The sequence below is a fragment of the Streptococcus sp. V728 genome (assembly GCF_052077995.1).
In the GTDB taxonomy this organism is placed as follows: domain Bacteria; phylum Bacillota; class Bacilli; order Lactobacillales; family Streptococcaceae; genus Streptococcus; species Streptococcus infantis_B.
Genome location: NZ_JBQJJH010000002.1, coordinates 601,658 through 621,343, shown reverse-complemented (window position 1 = coordinate 621,343; position 19,686 = coordinate 601,658). Strand labels below are relative to the sequence as shown.

Here is a 19,686-nt window from a genome sequence, read left to right as displayed (position 1 = left end):
GAAGAAAAGGAGAAGAGCATGATTGATGTAGAAGAAATTCTAAGCAAGATGAATCCCAATCAAAAGATCAACTATGACCGTGTCATGCAAAAGATGGTTCAAGTTTGGGAAAAAAATGAAGAGAGACCAACTATTCTCATGCACGTCTGTTGTGCTCCATGTAGCACCTATACTCTAGAGTATTTGACCAAATATGCAGATGTGACTATCTATTTTGCAAATTCAAATATCCATCCCAAAGCTGAGTATCACAAGCGTGCCTATGTAACTAAAAAGTTTGTCAGTGATTTTAATGAGCGAACCGGAAATAATGTTCAATACCTAGAAGCTCCCTATGAACCAAATGAATACCGTAAACTGGTTCGAGGTTTGGAAGAAGAACCTGAAGGTGGGGACCGTTGCAAGGTTTGTTTTGACTATCGTCTGGATAAGACAGCCCAGGTGGCTATGGACTTAGGATTTGATTACTTTGGCTCAGCTCTTACTATCAGCCCTCACAAAAATTCACAAACCATCAATAGTATTGGGATTGATGTGCAGAAAATCTACACTACTCATTATCTTCCCAGTGATTTTAAGAAAAATCAAGGTTACAAACGTTCGGTGGAAATGTGTGAAGAGTATGACATTTATCGCCAATGTTACTGTGGCTGTGTCTATGCAGCTCAAGCTCAAAATATTGACTTGGTGCAGGTCAAGAAGGATGCGACAGCCTTTATGGTAGATAAGGATATCGAGAAAGATTATTCCCACATCAAATTTACTGTTACGAAGTTAGATATTTAAAGGAAAATCTGCCTTAAGGCAGGTTTTTGCTTATAAAAAAAACGAGGTCAGGATTTTGTTCCTGACCTCTGACAACTTTACCGATTCTTTAGTTCTACGTAGCGTTTGTACCAAATGTTGACATAGGCTTCTGAGAAGGGGCCTCGTTCATTGTTGATCCAGTCAACAAGAATCTTAACATGCTCTTTCAAAATATAGTCTAAATCATCAGGATAATTCATCTTACGCTTATGACGTTCATACTCTTCGACGTCCAAGAGGCGTTTCTCACCATCTGTAAAAACTTTAACATCTAAATCATAATCGATGTATTTTAAAGCTTCTTCGTCTAGATAATAAGGGCTAGCCATGTTGCAATAGTAGGAAATCCCATTATCACGAATCATGGCGATGATATTAAACCAATATTTTTTGTGAAAGTAAACAATAGCCGGTTCTCGAGTCACCCAACGACGACCGTCACTTTCGGTAACAAGTGTGTGGTCGTTGACGCCGATAATAGCGTTCTCTGTTGTTTTTAGTACCATGGTGTCTCTCCAAGTACGGTGGAGACTCCCATCATGCTTATAACTTTGAATTGTAATAAAGTCGCCTTCTTTTGGAAGTTTCATAACTAACCAACTTTCTACAATTTATAAGTTTATCGTTTACTATTGTATCACATTTTTATTTAAAGTTCTTAGTTTTTTCATGAAAAAGTTAAAGATATTCTCTGAGAGCGCTGGCTATATCCGAAAAATCGTAGCCTTTTCTTGCTAAAACTTGTGTCAAACGTTGTTTCAGTTCGTATCCTTCATACTTTCGTGAATATTTCCGATATTGCTTGTCCAACTCTTTAAAAATTAGTTCCTGAACAGTTTCTTCTTCGACTTGGCTATCTAGTTGGTCAAAGGCTGTTTTGGCCTCAGAGTATGAGAATCCTTTATTGGTTAGGCTTTGAATAATCTTATCTTGTAGAGCGCGGGCAGGTAATTTACCCTGATACTTTTTCAGTAGTTTTTCGGCTGTACGCTCTGCCACTTCCGTCAGATCAAATTCTTGTAAGACTTCTTGGATGATGGATTTGGCAACTCCCTTTTGAGAAATCTTCTGCATCAGCATATAGATTCCCTTGTCACCAGATAGCTGATTAGAGTTGATAATAGCATAGGCATATTGACGGTCATTTATCCAGTTGTCATCTTTTAGAGATTGGATGACTTTGGGTATGATGTTCTCATCGATTTCATGTTTACTTAGATAATCTCTGACTTCTTTTTCAGTGCGAGCCTTGAAGGATAAGTGGTAGAGCGCTAGATTTTTTCCGTAGGAAAATTGTGCAAAGGTCTGAATTTCTGCAAACTCTTCGGGACTAATGTCCTTATACTTGGTCAGCATAAAGCGAACAATGGTATCCTCTGTAATATAGCAGGTTTGCTCCTTGTCAATTTCTAGCAGATAGAGTCTTTTTTTCTTTTCTAGTTTTGTGATTTTCATGGTTTTCCTTTTATCCGAATACTTCAAAGGCAGCAACGAGTCGAAGTTTATTGATATCAATCAGCTCTCTCCCGTAATAGTCGAGAAATAGTTCAGCGTATTTAGGGTCCTTCAGGTTATAGTTTAGGGACCAAACTGCCCAAAAGAGATCGATATGTCGGTCACTAAAATCAGCCAAACCAAGGTCAATAAAACAAGAGAAATGGCTGTCATCTTTAAGAATAAAGTTTGGTAGACAGGCATCTCCGTGAATAAAGGCATCTGTTTCTAAAAGGTGCCCTTGTTCTTGGATGAGTTGGAAGGCATCTTCGCGACTGTTAATCTGGAATTGGGGTAGGAGCGCCTTGACATAGAACTCCCCTTTTTCATAGTTTTTAAAGGCTCTTTCTTTATAGGCTTTTAAATGATTTTCTGAAGGAAAATTTTGTGGGTTTAAGTTGTGAAGCTTTTTAAGAGCCTCTGCCATTGTTCGGCAGATTTTTTCTGGCTGGTCTAAAAAAGCGAGAGCATCATGACCAATAGCCTCTTTAGTCAGGAGGTAGTCTTTATCTGTAGATAGATAGTGGATGACTGGAGTTCCTATTCCCTCTTGTTCAAACCAACTTGCAATGCTAGCTTCTCGCTCTAAACTTCCCTTTCGATCTATTTTCAAGTAGTAACCTGAGTCAAGATAGAGGACCCTTGCTCCTGAATGAGAAGAGCTGTCAGAAAGGGTTGCCCCCTCTATATAAGTTCGTAATTGCTCAGGAAAATCCAATGGGGAAAAATGAGATGTCTCTGTATTCATGGTTTTATTGTAACATATTCTTAACCATTGAGAAACTACGTGGTATAATAGACTTATGAATCTAAAAGTCAAACAAAAAATTCCATTAAAAATCAAGCGCATGGGGATTAACGGGGAAGGTATCGGTTTTTACCAGAAAACACTCGTTTTTGTCCCAGGCGCCCTCAAGGGTGAAGATATCTATTGTCAGGTGACTTCTGTCAAGCGTAACTACGTTGAGGCTAAACTGCTTGAGGTCAATAAAAAATCTAAGTTTCGAGTGGTTCCAGACTGTACTATTTATAATGAGTGTGGTGGTTGTCAGATCATGCATCTACATTATGATAAGCAGCTGGAGTTCAAGACAGATCTTCTCCATCAAGCTCTGAAGAAATTTGCCCCTGCTGGCTATGAAAACTTTGAGATTAGACCAACTATTGGCATGCAAAAATCAAAATATTATCGGGCTAAACTACAATTTCAGACACGAAAGTTTAAAGGTCAAGTCAAGGCAGGTTTGTATGCTCAGAATTCCCATTATTTGGTCGAGTTAAAGGACTGTCTTGTTCAAGACAAGGAGACGCAAGCAATTGCTAATCGCATTGCTGAACTCTTGACCTATCATCAAATTCCGATTACGGATGAACGGAAAATTCTGGGTGTTCGGACCGTCATGGTTCGCCGAGCACGGAAAACTGGACAAGTTCAGATTATCATTGTGACTAATCGCCAATTGAACCTGATTCAATTTGTGAAAGACCTAGTCAAGGATTATCCTGAAGTAGTGACTGTCGCAGTCAATACCAATACCGCTAAAACTAGTGAGATTTATGGGGACAAGACAGAGATTATTTGGGGACAGGATAGTATTCGTGAGGGTGTATTAGACTATGAGTTTTCTCTCTCACCACGAGCTTTTTACCAACTCAATCCTGAACAGACTGAAATCCTCTATAGTGAAGCCGTTAAGGCCTTGGACGTAAATGAGAATGACCATCTGATTGATGCCTACTGTGGTGTTGGAACCATTGGTTTTGCCTTTGCCAAAAAAGTTAAAAGTCTGAGAGGGATGGATATTATTCCAGAAGCTATTGAGGATGCCAAAGAAAATGCCCAGCGCATGGGTTATACCAATACTCACTATGAGGCTGGAACTGCAGAAGAAATCATCCCTCGTTGGTACAAGGAAGGTTATCGTGCCGATGCCTTGATTGTAGACCCGCCTCGTACAGGTTTAGATGACAAACTCTTGGATACCATCGTTAAATACGCTCCTGAAAAGATGGTCTACATTTCCTGCAATGTATCTACCCTGGCGCGTGATTTAGTCAGATTGATGGAGGTCTATGACCTGCATTATATCCAGTCGGTTGATATGTTTCCGCACACTGCTAGGACAGAAGCAGTGGTCAAATTAACCAGGAAAAAGCCAGACTCTAAATAGAATTGACGACTGGAAAGTATTTGAAAAGAAGACTTCTAGTTACAGAGTAAGATTTGCAAGCTCCCTCTATTTATGATAAAATAAGTAGAAAATAAAATGAAAAAAGAGGTATGTGAAATGTCACGTAAACCATTTATCGCTGGTAACTGGAAAATGAACAAAAACCCAGAAGAAGCAAAAGCATTCGTTGAAGCTGTAGCATCAAAACTTCCTTCATCAGACCTTGTTGAAGCAGGTATCGCAGCTCCTGCAGTTGATTTGACTACTGTACTTGCTGCTAAAGGTTCAAACCTTAAAGTTGCTGCTCAAAACTGCTACTTTGAAAATGCTGGTGCTTTCACAGGTGAAACTAGCCCACAAGTTTTGAAAGAAATCGGTACTGACTACGTTGTGATCGGTCACTCAGAACGTCGTGACTACTTCCACGAAACAGACGAAGACATCAACAAAAAAGCAAAAGCAATCTTTGCGAACGGTATGCTTCCAATCATCTGTTGTGGTGAGTCACTTGAAACTTACGAAGCTGGTAAAGCAGCAGAATTCGTAGGTGCTCAAGTTTCAGCTGCTCTTGCTGGATTGACTGCAGAACAAGTAGCTTCAACAGTTATCGCATACGAACCAATCTGGGCTATCGGTACTGGTAAATCAGCTTCACAAGACGACGCACAAAAAATGTGTAAAGTTGTTCGTGACGTTGTAGCTGCTGACTTCGGTCAAGAAGTAGCTGACAAAGTACGTGTTCAATACGGTGGTTCAGTAAAACCTGAAAATGTTGCTGAATACATGGCTTGTCCAGACGTTGATGGAGCTCTTGTTGGTGGTGCATCACTTGACCCAGAAAGCTTCTTGGCATTGCTTGACTTTGTAAAATAAGCCTCAAATATCTGAGACAGACAGTTTCCTCACTCGAGATTATGACTGCCTGTCTTCTTTTTGGTAAAATGGCGTGCGAAAGCACGCTCTTTTCTACGTTTCAATAGAAAAAGAAAGGAGAATTATGCTTTATATTTGGTCATATCTCAAGCGTTATCCCAAATGGCTAGTTTTAGACTTCCTAGGAGCTATTTTCTTTGTTATTGTCAATCTGGGTCTACCGACTGTTCTGGCCCGCATGATTGACCAGGGAATCAACCAAGGCGATAAGGATAAGCTTTATTTTTGGGCTATCGTAATGTTGGTCATAATCGTCTTGGGAACATGTGGGCGGATTGTTCTAGCCTATGCTGCAAGTAAATTGACCACCAATATGGTTAAGGACATGCGAAATGATGTTTATGCTAAATTGCAAGAGTATTCTCATCACGAATATGAACAAATCGGTGTATCTTCGCTAGTTACTCGTATTACCAGTGATGCCTTTGTCCTCATGCAGTTTGCGGAACAAACGCTTAAGTTGGGTGTTATCACTCCCATGATGATGCTGTCGAGTATTCTCATGATTTTTTTGACGAGTCCTTCACTAGCCTGGATCGTAGCTTTTTCCGTACCTTTTCTAGCTGTTGTTGTCATTTATGTGGCGGTAAAAACGCGCCCCTTATCTGAAAAACAACAAAAAACACTGGACAAGATTAATCAGTATGTCCGTGAAAATTTGATGGGTTTGAGAGTGATTCGTGCCTTTGCTCGTGAAGACTTCCAAGAAAAACGTTTTGAAGAGAAAAATGCAATCTATGCGGATAATTCGAATCGCTTGTTTAAATTAACTGGTTTGACGGAACCGCTTTTTGTGCAAATTATTATTGCCATGATTGTGGCTATCGTTTGGTTTGCCCTTGATCCACTGAAGCATGGAAATTTGCAGATTGGGGATTTGGTTGCCTTTATCGAGTATAGTTTCCACGCTCTCTTATCCTTCCTCTTCTTGTCAAACCTCTTTACCATGTATCCACGTACGGCTGTATCTAGTGAGCGTTTGAAGGAAATCATGGACATGCCCATTTCCATTGATCCAAATGAGGATGGAATTCAAGAAACAGAAACTCATGGATATCTAGAATTTGATAATGTGACCTTTGCCTATCCTGGGGAAACAGAAAGCCCTGTTTTGCATAATATTTCCTTCACTGCTAAACCGGGAGAAACCATTGCATTTATCGGTTCAACTGGGTCAGGTAAGTCTACTCTAGTTCAATTGATTCCTCGTTTCTACGATGTTACGCTAGGGAAAATCAAGGTCGATGGTGTTGATGTCCGGGATTACCGTCTCAAATCACTCCGTCAGAAGATTGGATTTATTCCACAAAAGGCCTTGCTTTTTACTGGGACTATCGCAGACAATCTCCGTTACGGGAAAGAGGATGCCAGTCATGAGGACTTGCACCAAGCAGCAGATGTGGCCCAAGCCAAAGACTTTATCGAAAGTCGAGAAGAAGGTTTTGCGACGCATCTGGCAGAAGGCGGAAGCAACCTATCAGGTGGTCAGAAACAACGTTTGTCGATTGCACGAGCAGTCATCAAGGGTCCAGATATCTATATCTTTGATGATTCTTTCTCAGCCTTGGACTACCGTACAGATGCTATTTTGCGCCGTCGTCTCAAGGAAGTGACACAAGATGCAACGGTATTGATTGTTGCTCAACGTGTTGGAACTATCATGGATGCTGACCAGATTATCGTCCTTGATAAGGGTGAAATCGTTGGTCGTGGCCGTCATGAAGAATTGATGGAGACCAATGACATCTATCGAGAAATTGCTGAGTCGCAGCTGAAAAATGCGTCTCTGACAGAAGAATAGGAGGTAAAGGATGAAACAACAATCTAGTCTAGCTCGTCTATGGAGCTATTTAAAAGCCTACCGTTTCTCTGTTTTCTTTGCAGTCTTCTTGAAAATAGTTAGCGTTATTATGAGTGTTATCGAGCCTTTCGTATTGGGGCTTGCTATCACTGAGTTAACCAGCAATCTTCTTGCTATGGCAAATGGTGTTGCAGGAGCAGGTATTAATACCAGCTATATCGCAGTGATTCTGGTTATTTATCTCTTGCGTGGTCTTCTCTATGAGTTGGGTTCTTACTACTCAAACTACTTTATGACCAATGCTGTGCAGTCCATGATACAGGATTTGCGAAATGAAATGAGTGAAAAAATCAATCGTATTCCTGTGTCCTACTTTGATAAGCATCAGTTTGGAGATTTGTTAAGTCGTTTTACCAGTGACGTTGAAACTGTTTCGAACGCTCTACAACAATCCTTCTTACAGATTGTCAATGCAGTCTTTACCATTCTTTTTGTTATGGGAATGGTCCTCTATCTAAATATTCAGTTGGCTATCATTGTTATCTTGTCAATTCCGATAACTTATTTTGGGGCTAAAACAATTCTGAATCGTTCGCAACCATACTTTAAACAGCAGGCAGCTATATTGGGACGTATGAATGGGTTTGTACAGGAAAACTTGACAGGTTTCAATGTTTTAAAACTTTTCGGACGAGAAGAAAATTCTCAAGAGAGATTTGAAAAGATTACGGATGAATTGCAACAAGTCGGATTTAAGGCGAGCTTTATTTCAGGATTGATGATGCCTGCCCTTCATATCGTGTCTGATTTAACCTATCTGATTGTTGCAGTATTAGGTGGATTGCAGGTTATTGCAGGGCGCTTGACGATTGGTAATATGCAAGCTTTCGTTCAGTATGTGTGGCAGGTCAGTCAACCAATACAAAATATCACTCAATTAGCGGGACAAATGCAAAGTGCTAAATCTTCGCTTGACCGTGTCTTTGAAGTTTTGGATGAACAAGAAGAAGTCCAAGCTGCTGAAGTGAAAGAACTAGCACCATTGACAGGTCAAGTTAGCTTCAAGAATGTCGATTTCCAATACGTGGAAAACAAACCATTGATTCGCAATTTCAACCTAGATGTTAAACCTGGAGAGATGGTAGCTATCGTTGGACCTACAGGAGCAGGCAAAACTACCTTGATCAACCTACTTATGCGTTTTTATGATGTGACCTCAGGTGCTATTTTAGTAGATAGTCAAGATATTCGTGACCTGTCTCGTCAGGACTATCGTCGTCAGTTTGGGATGGTATTACAGGATGCCTGGCTCTATGAAGGCAGTATCAAGGAAAATCTTCGCTTTGGAAATCTTGAGGCAACAGATGAGGAAATCGTTGAAGCTGCTAAGGCTGCCAATGTAGACCACTTTATCCGTACTCTTCCTGGTGGTTACAATATGGAAATGAACCAAGAGTCAAGTAATATTTCTCTTGGTCAGAAGCAGTTGTTAACTATCGCGCGTGCTCTCTTGGCGGATCCTAAAATCTTAATTTTGGACGAAGCAACCTCATCAGTTGATACACGTTTAGAACTCTTGATTCAAAAGGCCATGAAGCGCTTGATGAAGGGGAGAACAAGCTTTGTTATCGCTCATCGCCTTTCAACTATTCAGGAAGCGGATAAGATTTTGGTGTTGAAAGATGGACAGATTATCGAACAAGGAAATCATGAAAGTCTCTTAGCTGCAAAAGGATTCTATTACGATCTTTATCAAAGTCAATTTTCTAGTAAAAACAGAGAAAATAGCTAGGATAAATAGCCACTCATTTTCTTAAATTATCAGTCAATTACAACTTTTTTAATATGGGTTAATTTTCTTGCTTTTGTCTACTAGGTGTAGTATACTGAGGTAGTAATCAATAAATATGGTTACAAAAATAATTTAACGAGGTGAAAAAAATGGTTGAATTGAAAAAAGATGCAGTAAAAGACGTAGCAACATTAACTAAACCAGCGGCAGAAGCGCTAGTAAATACAAAGGAAGTTTTGAATCAAGCAGTAGCAGATTTGTATGTAGCACATATCGCTTTACATCAAGTACACTGGTACATGCGTGGACGTGGTTTTATGGTATGGCATCCTAAGATGGATGAATATATGGATAGCCTTGATGGTTACCTTGATGAAATCAGCGAACGCTTGATCACTCTTGGTGGCAAACCTTACTCTACTTTGACAGAATTCCTTCAACACAGTGAAATCGAAGAAGAAGTTGGAGAATTCCGTAACGTAGAAGAAAGCTTGGAACGTGTCCTTGAAATTTATCGTTACCTCATCACACTCTTCCAAAAAGCATTGGATGTAACTGATGAGGAAGGTGATGATGTAACCAATGATATCTTCGTTGGTGCTAAGGCAGACCTTGAAAAAACTGTCTGGATGCTTGCAGCAGAATTAGGACAAGCACCTGGTTTGTAAGATACTCTATTTTGTCAAAAATCCGTAGAAACTTTCTACGGATTTTTTCTATTTCGGAGGGCATTCCAAAACAGTCTTTTTTCAAGATTTTTGATAAAATAGAACTATCAATAAAAAGGATGAAAGCATGACAATGAAAATCGTAGCCATCTGGGCCCAAGATGAAAAGGGTGTAATCGGAAAAGAGGATCGCTTACCATGGCATTTGCCAGCAGAGTTAAAACATTTTAAAGAAACAACCTTGAATCATGCCATCTTGATGGGACGTGTCACCTTTGATGGAATAGGACGACGTTTGCTTCCAGGACGTGAGACTCTGATTTTGACGCGTAATGTTGAAGAGTCAATTGAAGGAGCACTGGTTTTCCAAAATGTTGAGGATGTTTTAGACTGGTACCATAACCAGGATAAAAATCTCTATATCCTTGGTGGCAAGCAGATTTTTCAGCTTTTTGAACCTTATCTCGATGAGATTATTGTGACACAAATTCATGCTCAAGTTGAAGGGGATACCTATTTCCCAGAAGATTTTGACTTGACTGCTTTTGAGACTGTTGCAAGCAAATCTTATTCCAAAGATGAGAAAAATGTCTATGATTTTACCATCGAATACAGAAAGAGAAAGGAAGTCTAATGGAGCGCAGTATTTTTGGATTTTTTACAGCTCTTTTGTGTGCTGTCTGTCTTGTAGCTGGAACACACGCTTTTCGTAAAAAGCGCTTTGGACTTGCTACTCTACTTTGGCTTAATGCTTTTACAAACTTGGTAAATAGCATTCATGCTTTTTATATGACCTTATTTTAGAGAGAATGAATAATTAGAACGGAAGGGAATCATGCCTACAAATAGGAAAAATGATATGATGGTTTATTGCTCATTTTGTGGCAAAAGCCAAGAAGAAGTTAAAAAAATAATCGCTGGGAACAACGCTTTTATCTGTAATGAGTGTGTGGAGTTAGCCCAGGAAATCATTCGTGAGGAGTTGGCAGAGGAAGTTTTGGCGGACTTGTCTGAGGTACCAAAACCAATCGAACTCCTAAACATTTTGAACCACTATGTGATCGGTCAAGATCGTGCCAAACGTGCCTTGGCAGTAGCTGTATATAACCACTACAAACGCATCAATTTCCATGACACTCGTGAAGAGTCAGAAGATGTGGATTTGCAAAAGTCAAACATTTTGATGATTGGTCCAACTGGTTCAGGGAAGACTTTCCTTGCTCAAACTCTTGCTAGAAGTTTGAATGTACCATTTGCCATTGCAGATGCAACAGCTCTTACTGAGGCTGGTTATGTAGGTGAGGACGTGGAAAATATCCTCCTCAAACTCTTGCAAGCTGCTGACTTTAACATCGAACGTGCAGAACGTGGAATTATCTATGTAGATGAGATTGACAAGATTGCCAAGAAGAGCGAGAACGTGTCTATCACACGTGATGTTTCTGGTGAAGGTGTTCAACAAGCACTCCTCAAGATTATCGAAGGAACTGTAGCTAGCGTGCCACCTCAAGGTGGACGCAAACATCCACAACAAGAAATGATTCAAGTGGATACAAAAAATATCCTCTTTATCGTGGGTGGTGCCTTCGATGGCATCGAAGAGATTGTCAAACAGCGTCTGGGTGAAAAAGTGATTGGTTTCGGACAAAACAACAAGTCTATTGACGAAAATAGTTCTTACATGCAAGAAATTATCGCAGAAGATATTCAAAAATTCGGTATTATTCCTGAGTTGATTGGACGCTTGCCTGTCTTTGCAGCCTTGGAGCAGTTGACCGTAGATGATTTGGTTCGCATCTTGAAGGAACCAAGAAATGCCTTGGTTAAACAATACCAGACCTTGCTTTCTTATGATGATGTTGAGCTTGAATTTGATGACGAAGCACTCCAGGAAATTGCCAATAAAGCCATCGAACGTAAAACGGGTGCGCGTGGTCTTCGCTCAATCATCGAAGAAACCATGCTAGACGTTATGTTTGAAGTTCCAAGTCAAGAAAATGTGAAAACAGTTCGTATCACAAAAGAAGCGGTTGACGGTACGGCTAAGCCAATCCTAGAGACAGCCTAGAGGTGACTATGGAAATCAATACACACAATGCTGAGATTTTACTGAGTGCAGCCAATAAGTCCCACTATCCGCAGGATGAACTTCCTGAAATTGCTCTTGCAGGACGCTCAAATGTTGGTAAATCAAGTTTTATCAATACCATGCTCAATCGTAAAAATCTAGCTCGTACCTCTGGAAAACCAGGAAAAACACAACTACTTAATTTCTTTAACATTGATGATAAGATGCGTTTTGTGGATGTGCCTGGTTATGGTTATGCCCGTGTTTCCAAAAAGGAACGTGAAAAATGGGGTCGTATGATTGAGGAGTACTTGACTACTCGAGAAAATCTTCGGGCAGTTGTTAGTCTCGTTGACCTTCGTCATGACCCGACAGCAGATGATGTTCAGATGTACGAATTTCTTAAGTATTATGAGATTCCTGTCATCATCGTGGCGACTAAGGCAGACAAGATTCCGCGTGGTAAATGGAATAAGCACGAATCAGCTATTAAAAAGAAATTAAACTTTGATCCAAGTGATGATTTTATCCTCTTTTCTTCAGTGACAAAAGCAGGAATGGACCAAGCTTGGGATGCTATTTTAGAAAAATTATGAGGAATACATATGGCAAAAACAATTCATACAGATAAAGCTCCAAAGGCAATCGGACCTTACGTTCAAGGAAAAATCGTTGGCAACCTTTTGTTCGCTAGCGGTCAAGTTCCACTATCTCCCGAAACTGGAGAAATCGTAGGAGAAACAATCCAAGAACAGACTGAACAAGTCTTGAAAAATATTGGAGCTATTTTAGCAGAAGCAGGAACAGATTTTGACCATGTTGTTAAAACAACTTGTTTCTTGAGTGATATGAACGACTTTGTACCTTTTAATGAGGTATACCAAACAGCCTTTAACAAGGAATTTCCAGCTCGTTCAGCTGTGGAAGTAGCTCGTCTTCCTCGCGATGTAAAAGTCGAAATTGAAGTCATCGCAGAGATTGGATAAGCTAGTAGAAGTTTGGTTCTTCCAAACTTCTTTTGATATAAGGAGACTATGATGACAAAGAAACAACTTCACCTGGTGATTGTGACAGGGATGAGTGGCGCAGGGAAAACTGTAGCCATTCAGTCCTTTGAAGATTTAGGATATTTTACCATTGATAATATGCCGCCTGCTCTCTTGCCAAAGTTTTTGCAGTTGGTCGAGACCAAGGACGATGACCATAAGTTAGCCCTAGTGGTGGATATGCGTAGTCGTTCTTTCTTCTCAGAGATTCAAGCTGTCTTAGATGAATTGGAAAATCAAGATGATTTGGACTTTAAAATCCTTTTTTTGGATGCGGCAGATAAGGAATTGGTGGCACGCTATAAGGAAACTAGAAGAAGTCACCCTCTAGCAGCAGATGGTCGTATCTTGGACGGTATCAAGTTGGAACGCGAACTCTTGGCACCTTTGAAAAATATGAGTCAAAACGTGGTAGACACGACAGAGTTAACTCCACGTGAACTCCGCAAGACTATTGCAGAACAATTTTCAGACCAAGAACAAACGCAGTCTTTCCGAATCGAGGTGATGTCTTTCGGGTTTAAATACGGCATTCCAATTGATGCTGATTTGGTATTTGATGTTCGCTTTTTACCAAATCCATACTATTTGCCAGAACTTCGTAACCAGACAGGTGAAGACCAGGCTGTTTATGACTATGTCATGAACCATGAGGAATCTGAAGATTTCTACCATCATTTGTTAGCCTTGGTTGAACCAATCCTACCAGGATATAAAAAAGAAGGCAAATCAGTCTTAACGATTGCGATTGGTTGTACTGGTGGACAGCATAGAAGTGTTGCTTTTGCCAAGCGTTTAGCAAATGACCTATCTAAAAGTTGGCCTGTAAATGAAAGTCATCGTGATAAAGACCGAAGAAAGGAAACGGTAAACCGTTCATGAGAAAACCAAAAATTACGGTGATTGGTGGTGGAACCGGGATCCCTGTTATTTTAAAGAGTTTACGGGAAAAGGATGTCGAAATTGCAGCCATTGTAACCGTTGCTGATGATGGAGGTTCTTCAGGAGAGCTTCGTAAAAACATTCAACAGTTGACTCCTCCTGGGGATCTTCGCAATGTTCTTGTGGCTATGTCAGATATGCCAAAATTCTATGAAAAGGTCTTTCAATACCGTTTTTCTGAGGATGCTGGTTCATTTGCAGGTCATCCGCTAGGAAACATTATCATAGCAGGACTTTCTGAAATGCAGGGTTCAACCTACAATGCCATGCAATTACTGAGTAAATTTTTCCATACCACAGGTAAGATTTTTCCATCAAGTGACCACCCTTTGACACTCCATGCCGTCTTTAAAGATGGAACAGAAGTTGCTGGGGAAAGTCACATTGCAGATCATCCAGGTATGATTGACCATGTCTATGTTACCAACACTCTAGATGATGAAAAACCGCAGGCTAGCCGTCGAGTTGTCAATACTATTCTTGAGAGTGATATGATTGTGTTGGGCCCAGGCTCCCTCTTTACTTCGATTTTGCCTAATATCGTCATCGAAGAAATCGGTCAGGCACTTCTGGAAACTAAGGCAGAAATTGCCTATGTCTGCAACATCATGACCCAGCGTGGAGAGACAGAACATTTCTCAGATAGTGATCACGTAGAAGTCTTACATCGTCATTTGGGCCGTCCATTTATCGATACCGTTCTTGTTAATATTGAAAAGGTTCCGAGAGATTATATGGATACCAATCGTTTTGATGAATATTTGGTGCAGGTTGACCATGATTTTGAAGGTTTGCGTAAGCAAGTACCTCGTGTCATTTCATCAAACTTCCTACGTTTGGAAAATGGTGGAGCCTTCCATGATGGAGATCTAATCGTGGACGAGTTGATGCGAATTATACAGGTGAGAAAATGAGTTTCACAGTAGCAGTAAAAGAAGAAATCCTAGGTCAGCACCATCTGAGTCGCTATGAGTTATCAGCTATTATCAAGATGTCTGGTAGTGTAGGTTTATCTAGCTCTGGTTTGACATTATCCGTCATTACAGAAAACGCTAAGTTAGCTCGTCACCTCTATGAATCTTTCCTGCACTTCTATGGTATTAAGTCGGAGATTCGTCATCATCAGAGAAGTAATCTTCGGAAAAATCGTGTTTATACCGTGTTTACTGATGAGCGAGTTCAAGAACTTTTAGCGGATTTGCGTTTGGCTGATTCTTTCTTTGGTCTAGAAACTGGGATTGATCCAGATATTTTAGGAGATGAGGAAGCTGGACGTGCTTACCTTTGTGGAGCCTTTTTGGCAAATGGGAGTATTCGGGATCCTGAGTCAGGAAAGTATCAGTTAGAAATTAGTTCCGTCTATGTGGACCATGCGCAAGGGATTGCTTCGCTTTTGCAGCAGTTCTTGTTAGATGCTAAGGTTATCGAACGAAAAAAGGGAGCAGTAACCTATCTCCAAAGAGCAGAAGATATAATGGATTTCCTGATTTTGGTGGGAGCCATGCAGGCGCGTGATACTTTTGAAGGGGTCAAGATTCTCCGAGAAACTCGAAATGATCTCAATCGTGCTAATAATGCAGAGACAGCTAATATTGCACGTACGGTTTCTGCAAGCATGAAAACCATTAACAATATCAGTAAAATCATGGATACTGTTGGTCTAGATAGTCTACCAGTCGATTTGCAGGAAGTAGCGCATCTGCGTATCCAGCATCCAGACTATTCTATTCAACAATTGGCTGACAGTTTGACAAATCCACTTACCAAAAGCGGTGTCAATCATAGATTGCGAAAGATAAATAAAATTGCTGATGAACTTTAAAACCACGAATCAAAGGATTCGTGGTTTTTTCTTATAGACTAGTAGAGTGTTTTGGTTGTACTTTTTGCTCTGGGTCAATGTAGTTAATGGCATTATTGACAGCAGTTGGTGCTTCACCAAGACCTGTCGCAATCAAGTCAATCTTACCTTCGTAGTAGCAACAGTCACCGATGGCGTAAATTCCTTCTTGACTTGATTCTTGCTTGCTATTGACGATAATCTTATGGCGATTTAGTTCTAATCCCCAATTTTTAAGGTTTCCGACAGAAGATTTGAAGCCATAGTTGACAAAGAGATGATCCAGTTCAATGGTTTCAGTCTCATCGGATTTAACTTTTGTAATTTCAAGCTTGTCTAAGTTTTTTCCATCTCCAAGAAGTTGGCTTGGCACAAATGGTGTTTTGATACTTACAGATGATTCTTGTAAAGCTTGTACACTATGTTCAAGGGCACGGAAGTTATCTCTACGGTGAACAAGTGTAGTAGGAGCAATCTTTTCAAAAGCTAAGGCCCAGTCCACAGCAGAATCTCCACCACCCAAAATAGTTACTTTCTGACCAGCAAATTGTTGAATGTTAGAAACGTGATAGTGGATATTTTCATAACCTTCAACGCCATCTAATTCGAGTGGACGAGGTTTAAAGGCGCCACCACCCATAGCGATAATAACAGCTTTGCTATTGTGACTTCCTTTAGTGGTTGTGATAGTAAAGATACCATCTTCTTTTTCAATCTCAAGAACGGTTTCGTTGAGGTGAACAGGTGTCTCGAATCCTTCGAGTTGTTCCAAGAGACGGTTAGTCAATTCTTCCCCTGTAAGGTTTGGGAAACCTGGCACATCGAGAATTTGTTTTTCGGGATAAAGAATAGCAGGTTGACCACCTAGTTGTGGGAGAGAATCAATGATTTGTACTTTGGCTTGACGAAGGTGAGCGTAAAAGGCTGCGAAAAGACCAACAGGTCCACCACCTATAATGGTGATATCATATAGTTCAGACATAGCTTCTCCTTAATTCATTTCTGTCTTTTTATTCTATCATATTTTCTACCAATTTAAAATCAAGTAGGGGGAGAAAATTTTCATAGAAAATGGTATAATGAAGAGAAGCTTTTTTTATGGAGAGGAGTCCCAGGATGAATTTTCAGCAATTATCTAATCTCCAATACTGGTCTAGTTTATTTTCCAGTCCGTGGAGTATTGTGATAAATTTGATTGATATTCTAATCGTTGCTTATATCTTATATCAATTTACAAAATCAATTGCAGGAACCAAGATTATGATTCTGGTTCGAGGTGTTTTAGTCTTTATCTTAGCTCAGATAGCAGCTAACTTTTTAGGCCTGACAACTATTTCCTGGTTGATTAATCAATTGATTACCTATGGAGTTATTGCAGCGGTGGTCATCTTTTCTCCAGAAATTCGGACAGGTTTGGAGCGATTAGGTAGGGCTACGGATTTCTTTTCCACTACTCCAATGAGTTCAGAAGAACAGATGGTCCAGGCTTTTGTCAAGGCAGTTGAATACATGAGTCCACGTAAAATAGGAGCACTAGTCTCTGTTCAGCGTGTCAGAACCTTGCAGGAGTATATCGTTACAGGAATTCCTTTGGATGCTAAGATTTCTGCTGAGTTATTGATTAACATCTTTATCCCTAATACTCCTCTCCATGACGGTGCAGTCATTATCAGTGGAGATCGGATTGCAGTAACTTCTGCCTATTTACCATTGACAGAAAACACAGGTATTTCCAAAGAGTTCGGAACTCGTCACCGTGCAGCCATTGGTTTATCAGAAGTTTCAGATGCCCTTACTTTTGTAGTATCAGAAGAAACTGGGGGTATATCCATCACCTACAATGGAGTCTTCAAACATGATCTAAGTTTGGAAGAATTCGAGGAAGAACTACGTCGTATTCTAATCCCTAAGGATTCACAAGAACCAAGCTTAAAAGAACGTTTATTAGGAGGGTGGAATAATGAAAAGAAATAGTCTTTATATCATCACCTCACTCCTCTTTGCATGTGTCCTATTTATCTATGCAACATCAATCAATTATCAAAACAATACTAATGCGAGACAAACTAAAACTGAAACATATACCAATACAGTAGTCAATGTACCGATTGATATTCAGTATGATAGTGAGCAGTATTTCATCAGTGGCTTTAGTTCAGAAGTAACAGTATTTCTGACTGGTTCAAATCGGGTGGCCTTGGCTAGTGAGATGCAGGAAAGCACTCGTAAATTCAAAGTGACTGCTGATTTGTCACAAGCAACAGAAGGAACAATCGAAGTTCCCTTGACCATTGAAAATCTTCCAAGTGGCTTGACAGCTGTAGCAACACCACAAAAGATTACAGTCAAGATTGGTAAGAAAGTTACTCGAGATAATGTACCTGTGGTTCCTCAAATCGATTCTAGTCAAATTGATGAGAAGATTATAATCGAACGTGTTACTGTTTCTGATGAAAAAGTTTCAGTAACTAGTGATGCAGATACACTGTCTAAGATTGATCGTATTGTTGCAGTTTTGCCAACGAGTGAACAGATTACAGGAAATTACTCTGGTTCAGTTCCTTTGCAAGCTGTTGATAAAAATGGAGCTGTCTTACCAACAGTTATCACACCTTTTGAAACTACTATGAAAGTAACGACCAAAGCTGTCAGAGCAACAAGTAGTACAACTTCAACAAGTAATGGTTCGTCAACAGAAAACTCATCAACGACAGCGGCAGAGACAAAGTCAAATTCATAAAATAAATATTAAACTAGAAAAGGAATCTTAAAATGGGTAAATATTTTGGAACGGACGGAGTCCGTGGAGAAGCAAACGTAGAATTAACGCCAGAATTGGCCTTTAAATTGGGTCGCTTTGGAGGATATGTCCTCAGTCAACATGCGACAGAAGCGCCTAAGGTTTTTGTTGGACGCGATACACGTATTTCAGGGGAAATGTTAGAAGCAGCCTTGATTGCTGGTCTTCTTTCTGTGGGAATTCACGTTTATAAACTTGGTGTACTTGCTACGCCTGCAGTAGCATACTTGGTGAAAACTGAGGGAGCGAGCGCAGGTGTCATGATTTCAGCTAGCCACAATCCAGCTCTAGATAACGGGATTAAATTCTTTGGTGGAGATGGCTTTAAGCTAGACGATGAAAAAGAAGCAGAAATCGAAGCCTTACTTGATGCGAGTGAAGATACTCTTCCACGTCCAAGTGCAGAAGGATTAGGTACGGTTGTTGATTACCCAGAAGGATTACGCAAGTATGAAGCCTACCTGGTTTCAACTGGAACAGCTCTTGAAGGGATGAAGGTTGCCTTGGATACTGCAAATGGAGCAGCTTCTACTAGTGCTCGCCAAATCTTTGCAGACTTAGGTGCTCAAATCACTGTCATTGGAGAAACTCCAGATGGTTTGAACATTAACTTGAATGTTGGTTCAACTCATCCAGAAGCCTTGCAAGAACTTTTAAAAGAAAGCCAATCTGCCATTGGCTTGGCCTTTGATGGCGACAGTGACCGTCTGATTGCGGTTGATGAAAATGGAGAAATTGTCGATGGTGACAAGATTATGTACATCATCGGTAAATATCTCTCTGGAAAAGGCCAATTAGCACAAAATACAATCGTAACAACTGTGATGTCTAACCTTGGTTTCCATAAAGCCTTGGATCGTGAAGGTATCAATAAAGCCGTCACTGCAGTTGGAGATCGTTATGTCGTTGAAGAAATGAGAAAATCAGGCTACAATCTCGGTGGAGAGCAGTCAGGTCACGTTATCTTGATGGATTACAATACCACAGGTGATGGTCAGCTTTCAGCGGTTCAATTGACCAAAATCATGCAAGAAACAGGTAAGAGCTTATCTCAGTTGGCTTCAGAAGTAACGATTTACCCACAAAAATTGGTCAATATCCGTGTTGAAAATGCCATGAAAGAAAAAGCCATGGAAGTACCAGCTATCAAGGCTATTATCGATAAGATGGAAGAAGAGATGGCAGGTAACGGACGTATCCTCGTACGCCCAAGTGGAACTGAGCCACTCTTGCGTGTCATGGCCGAAGCTCCAACAACTGAAGAAGTAGACTACTATGTGGATACTATTGCCGAAGTTGTGAAAGCAGAGATTGGAATTTAGGA

21 protein-coding genes are annotated in these 19,686 nt (G+C 40.3%); 17 read left to right on the top strand and 4 right to left on the bottom strand.

All coding sequences use genetic code 11. The annotated features are described in order from the left end of the window. Positions 1-18: 18 nt before the first annotated feature. The gene (locus ACTO1Y_RS04365) at positions 19-786 is read left to right on the top strand and encodes an epoxyqueuosine reductase QueH (protein WP_006150335.1); all 768 of its coding nucleotides are present in this window, start codon (positions 19-21) and stop codon (positions 784-786) included. 77 nt (positions 787-863) lie between these two features. Here the strand turns inward: ACTO1Y_RS04365 and ntdP are convergent, their stop codons facing one another. From ntdP to ACTO1Y_RS04350, 3 genes are all read right to left on the bottom strand, one after another. Continuing rightward, entirely contained in the window at positions 864-1,397 is a 534-nt protein-coding gene (gene ntdP, locus ACTO1Y_RS04360; protein ID WP_004252157.1) for a nucleoside tri-diphosphate phosphatase, read from the bottom strand. 88 nt (positions 1,398-1,485) lie between these two features. Then, on the bottom strand, positions 1,486-2,262 hold the full coding sequence (gene recX / locus ACTO1Y_RS04355) for a recombination regulator RecX (RefSeq protein ID WP_441348485.1): 777 nt from the start codon (positions 2,260-2,262) through the stop codon (positions 1,486-1,488). 10 nt (positions 2,263-2,272) lie between these two features. Beyond that, positions 2,273-3,049 carry an aminoglycoside 3'-phosphotransferase gene (locus tag ACTO1Y_RS04350; RefSeq protein WP_441348484.1) on the bottom strand — a complete coding sequence of 259 codons (777 nt, stop codon included), beginning with the start codon at positions 3,047-3,049 and terminating at the stop codon, positions 2,273-2,275. A gap of 55 nt (positions 3,050-3,104) precedes the next feature. Between ACTO1Y_RS04350 and rlmD the strand changes: the two genes are divergently transcribed. The 13 genes from rlmD (at position 3,105) to whiA (ending at position 15,544) form a co-directional block, all read left to right on the top strand. Continuing rightward, the gene (gene rlmD / locus ACTO1Y_RS04345) at positions 3,105-4,472 is read left to right on the top strand and encodes a 23S rRNA (uracil(1939)-C(5))-methyltransferase RlmD (RefSeq protein ID WP_441348483.1); all 1,368 of its coding nucleotides are present in this window, start codon (positions 3,105-3,107) and stop codon (positions 4,470-4,472) included. Positions 4,473-4,589: 117 nt separating this feature from the next. After that, the gene (tpiA, locus tag ACTO1Y_RS04340; RefSeq protein ID WP_441348482.1) at positions 4,590-5,345 is read left to right on the top strand and encodes a triose-phosphate isomerase; all 756 of its coding nucleotides are present in this window, start codon (positions 4,590-4,592) and stop codon (positions 5,343-5,345) included. 124 nt (positions 5,346-5,469) lie between these two features. Continuing rightward, positions 5,470-7,206: an ABC transporter ATP-binding protein gene (locus ACTO1Y_RS04335; RefSeq protein ID WP_441348481.1), complete on the top strand. Its 1,737-nt coding sequence runs from the start codon at positions 5,470-5,472 to the stop codon at positions 7,204-7,206. 10 nt (positions 7,207-7,216) lie between these two features. Then, positions 7,217-8,998 (top strand): ABC transporter ATP-binding protein, encoded by a 1,782-nt coding sequence (locus tag ACTO1Y_RS04330; RefSeq protein ID WP_441348480.1) that lies wholly within the window; start codon positions 7,217-7,219, stop codon positions 8,996-8,998. 149 nt (positions 8,999-9,147) lie between these two features. Then, on the top strand, positions 9,148-9,666 hold the full coding sequence (locus ACTO1Y_RS04325) for a Dps family protein (protein ID WP_441348479.1): 519 nt from the start codon (positions 9,148-9,150) through the stop codon (positions 9,664-9,666). 127 nt (positions 9,667-9,793) lie between these two features. After that, positions 9,794-10,300, top strand: a complete 507-nt coding sequence (locus ACTO1Y_RS04320; protein WP_441348478.1) for a dihydrofolate reductase — start codon at positions 9,794-9,796, stop codon at positions 10,298-10,300. Continuing rightward, positions 10,300-10,470, top strand: coding sequence for a hypothetical protein (locus tag ACTO1Y_RS04315; RefSeq protein WP_000442255.1), 171 nt, complete (start codon positions 10,300-10,302; stop codon positions 10,468-10,470). Before ACTO1Y_RS04320 ends, ACTO1Y_RS04315 begins: the two co-directional genes overlap by 1 nt. Positions 10,471-10,501: 31 nt before the next feature. Next, positions 10,502-11,734 carry an ATP-dependent Clp protease ATP-binding subunit ClpX gene (gene clpX, locus ACTO1Y_RS04310; protein WP_414259472.1) on the top strand — a complete coding sequence of 411 codons (1,233 nt, stop codon included), beginning with the start codon at positions 10,502-10,504 and terminating at the stop codon, positions 11,732-11,734. Positions 11,735-11,742: 8 nt separating this feature from the next. Further along, positions 11,743-12,330, top strand: a complete 588-nt coding sequence (yihA, locus tag ACTO1Y_RS04305) for a ribosome biogenesis GTP-binding protein YihA/YsxC (RefSeq protein WP_006148034.1) — start codon at positions 11,743-11,745, stop codon at positions 12,328-12,330. Between the two features lie 9 nt (positions 12,331-12,339). Then, positions 12,340-12,720, top strand: a complete 381-nt coding sequence (locus ACTO1Y_RS04300) for a RidA family protein (protein WP_001140424.1) — start codon at positions 12,340-12,342, stop codon at positions 12,718-12,720. A 51-nt stretch (positions 12,721-12,771) separates the two neighbouring features. After that, positions 12,772-13,662 (top strand): RNase adapter RapZ, encoded by an 891-nt coding sequence (rapZ, locus tag ACTO1Y_RS04295; RefSeq protein ID WP_414293009.1) that lies wholly within the window; start codon positions 12,772-12,774, stop codon positions 13,660-13,662. Next, positions 13,659-14,636 (top strand): YvcK family protein, encoded by a 978-nt coding sequence (locus ACTO1Y_RS04290; protein WP_441348477.1) that lies wholly within the window; start codon positions 13,659-13,661, stop codon positions 14,634-14,636. Before rapZ ends, ACTO1Y_RS04290 begins: the two co-directional genes overlap by 4 nt. Further along, complete coding sequence (gene whiA, locus ACTO1Y_RS04285; protein ID WP_006150403.1) at positions 14,633-15,544, top strand: DNA-binding protein WhiA; 912 nt, start codon at positions 14,633-14,635, stop codon at positions 15,542-15,544. Before ACTO1Y_RS04290 ends, whiA begins: the two co-directional genes overlap by 4 nt. A gap of 31 nt (positions 15,545-15,575) precedes the next feature. On the opposite strand, the gene ACTO1Y_RS04280 is transcribed toward whiA, so the two are convergent. Then, complete coding sequence (locus tag ACTO1Y_RS04280) at positions 15,576-16,544, bottom strand: NAD(P)/FAD-dependent oxidoreductase (protein WP_441348476.1); 969 nt, start codon at positions 16,542-16,544, stop codon at positions 15,576-15,578. A gap of 134 nt (positions 16,545-16,678) precedes the next feature. On the opposite strand from ACTO1Y_RS04280, the gene cdaA reads away from it, so the two are divergent. Genes cdaA through glmM form a run of 3 tightly spaced genes read left to right on the top strand, consistent with a single transcriptional unit; the run spans position 16,679 to position 19,684 of the window. Continuing rightward, complete coding sequence (cdaA, locus tag ACTO1Y_RS04275; RefSeq protein ID WP_441348475.1) at positions 16,679-17,536, top strand: diadenylate cyclase CdaA; 858 nt, start codon at positions 16,679-16,681, stop codon at positions 17,534-17,536. Beyond that, positions 17,523-18,302 (top strand): CdaR family protein, encoded by a 780-nt coding sequence (locus tag ACTO1Y_RS04270; protein WP_441348474.1) that lies wholly within the window; start codon positions 17,523-17,525, stop codon positions 18,300-18,302. The genes cdaA and ACTO1Y_RS04270 overlap by 14 nt, the downstream gene beginning before the upstream one ends. A gap of 32 nt (positions 18,303-18,334) precedes the next feature. Further along, positions 18,335-19,684 carry a phosphoglucosamine mutase gene (glmM, locus tag ACTO1Y_RS04265; protein ID WP_441348473.1) on the top strand — a complete coding sequence of 450 codons (1,350 nt, stop codon included), beginning with the start codon at positions 18,335-18,337 and terminating at the stop codon, positions 19,682-19,684. Positions 19,685-19,686 lie beyond the last annotated feature (2 nt).

Coding starts and splice junctions, on each gene's coding strand:
- rlmD (WP_441348483.1), top strand. CDS start 3,105: ATGAATCTAAAAGTCAAACAAAAAATTCCATTAAAAATCAAGCGCATG.
- ACTO1Y_RS04350 (WP_441348484.1), bottom strand. CDS start 3,049: ATGAATACAGAGACATCTCATTTTTCCCCATTGGATTTTCCTGAGCAA.
- recX (WP_441348485.1), bottom strand. CDS start 2,262: ATGAAAATCACAAAACTAGAAAAGAAAAAAAGACTCTATCTGCTAGAA.
- ACTO1Y_RS04290 (WP_441348477.1), top strand. CDS start 13,659: ATGAGAAAACCAAAAATTACGGTGATTGGTGGTGGAACCGGGATCCCT.
- clpX (WP_414259472.1), top strand. CDS start 10,502: ATGCCTACAAATAGGAAAAATGATATGATGGTTTATTGCTCATTTTGT.
- ACTO1Y_RS04315 (WP_000442255.1), top strand. CDS start 10,300: ATGGAGCGCAGTATTTTTGGATTTTTTACAGCTCTTTTGTGTGCTGTC.
- whiA (WP_006150403.1), top strand. CDS start 14,633: ATGAGTTTCACAGTAGCAGTAAAAGAAGAAATCCTAGGTCAGCACCAT.
- rapZ (WP_414293009.1), top strand. CDS start 12,772: ATGACAAAGAAACAACTTCACCTGGTGATTGTGACAGGGATGAGTGGC.
- ACTO1Y_RS04300 (WP_001140424.1), top strand. CDS start 12,340: ATGGCAAAAACAATTCATACAGATAAAGCTCCAAAGGCAATCGGACCT.
- ACTO1Y_RS04330 (WP_441348480.1), top strand. CDS start 7,217: ATGAAACAACAATCTAGTCTAGCTCGTCTATGGAGCTATTTAAAAGCC.
- cdaA (WP_441348475.1), top strand. CDS start 16,679: ATGAATTTTCAGCAATTATCTAATCTCCAATACTGGTCTAGTTTATTT.
- ACTO1Y_RS04280 (WP_441348476.1), bottom strand. CDS start 16,544: ATGTCTGAACTATATGATATCACCATTATAGGTGGTGGACCTGTTGGT.
- ACTO1Y_RS04270 (WP_441348474.1), top strand. CDS start 17,523: ATGAAAAGAAATAGTCTTTATATCATCACCTCACTCCTCTTTGCATGT.
- ACTO1Y_RS04335 (WP_441348481.1), top strand. CDS start 5,470: ATGCTTTATATTTGGTCATATCTCAAGCGTTATCCCAAATGGCTAGTT.
- ACTO1Y_RS04365 (WP_006150335.1), top strand. CDS start 19: ATGATTGATGTAGAAGAAATTCTAAGCAAGATGAATCCCAATCAAAAG.
- ACTO1Y_RS04325 (WP_441348479.1), top strand. CDS start 9,148: ATGGTTGAATTGAAAAAAGATGCAGTAAAAGACGTAGCAACATTAACT.
- glmM (WP_441348473.1), top strand. CDS start 18,335: ATGGGTAAATATTTTGGAACGGACGGAGTCCGTGGAGAAGCAAACGTA.
- yihA (WP_006148034.1), top strand. CDS start 11,743: ATGGAAATCAATACACACAATGCTGAGATTTTACTGAGTGCAGCCAAT.
- ACTO1Y_RS04320 (WP_441348478.1), top strand. CDS start 9,794: ATGACAATGAAAATCGTAGCCATCTGGGCCCAAGATGAAAAGGGTGTA.
- ntdP (WP_004252157.1), bottom strand. CDS start 1,397: ATGAAACTTCCAAAAGAAGGCGACTTTATTACAATTCAAAGTTATAAG.
- tpiA (WP_441348482.1), top strand. CDS start 4,590: ATGTCACGTAAACCATTTATCGCTGGTAACTGGAAAATGAACAAAAAC.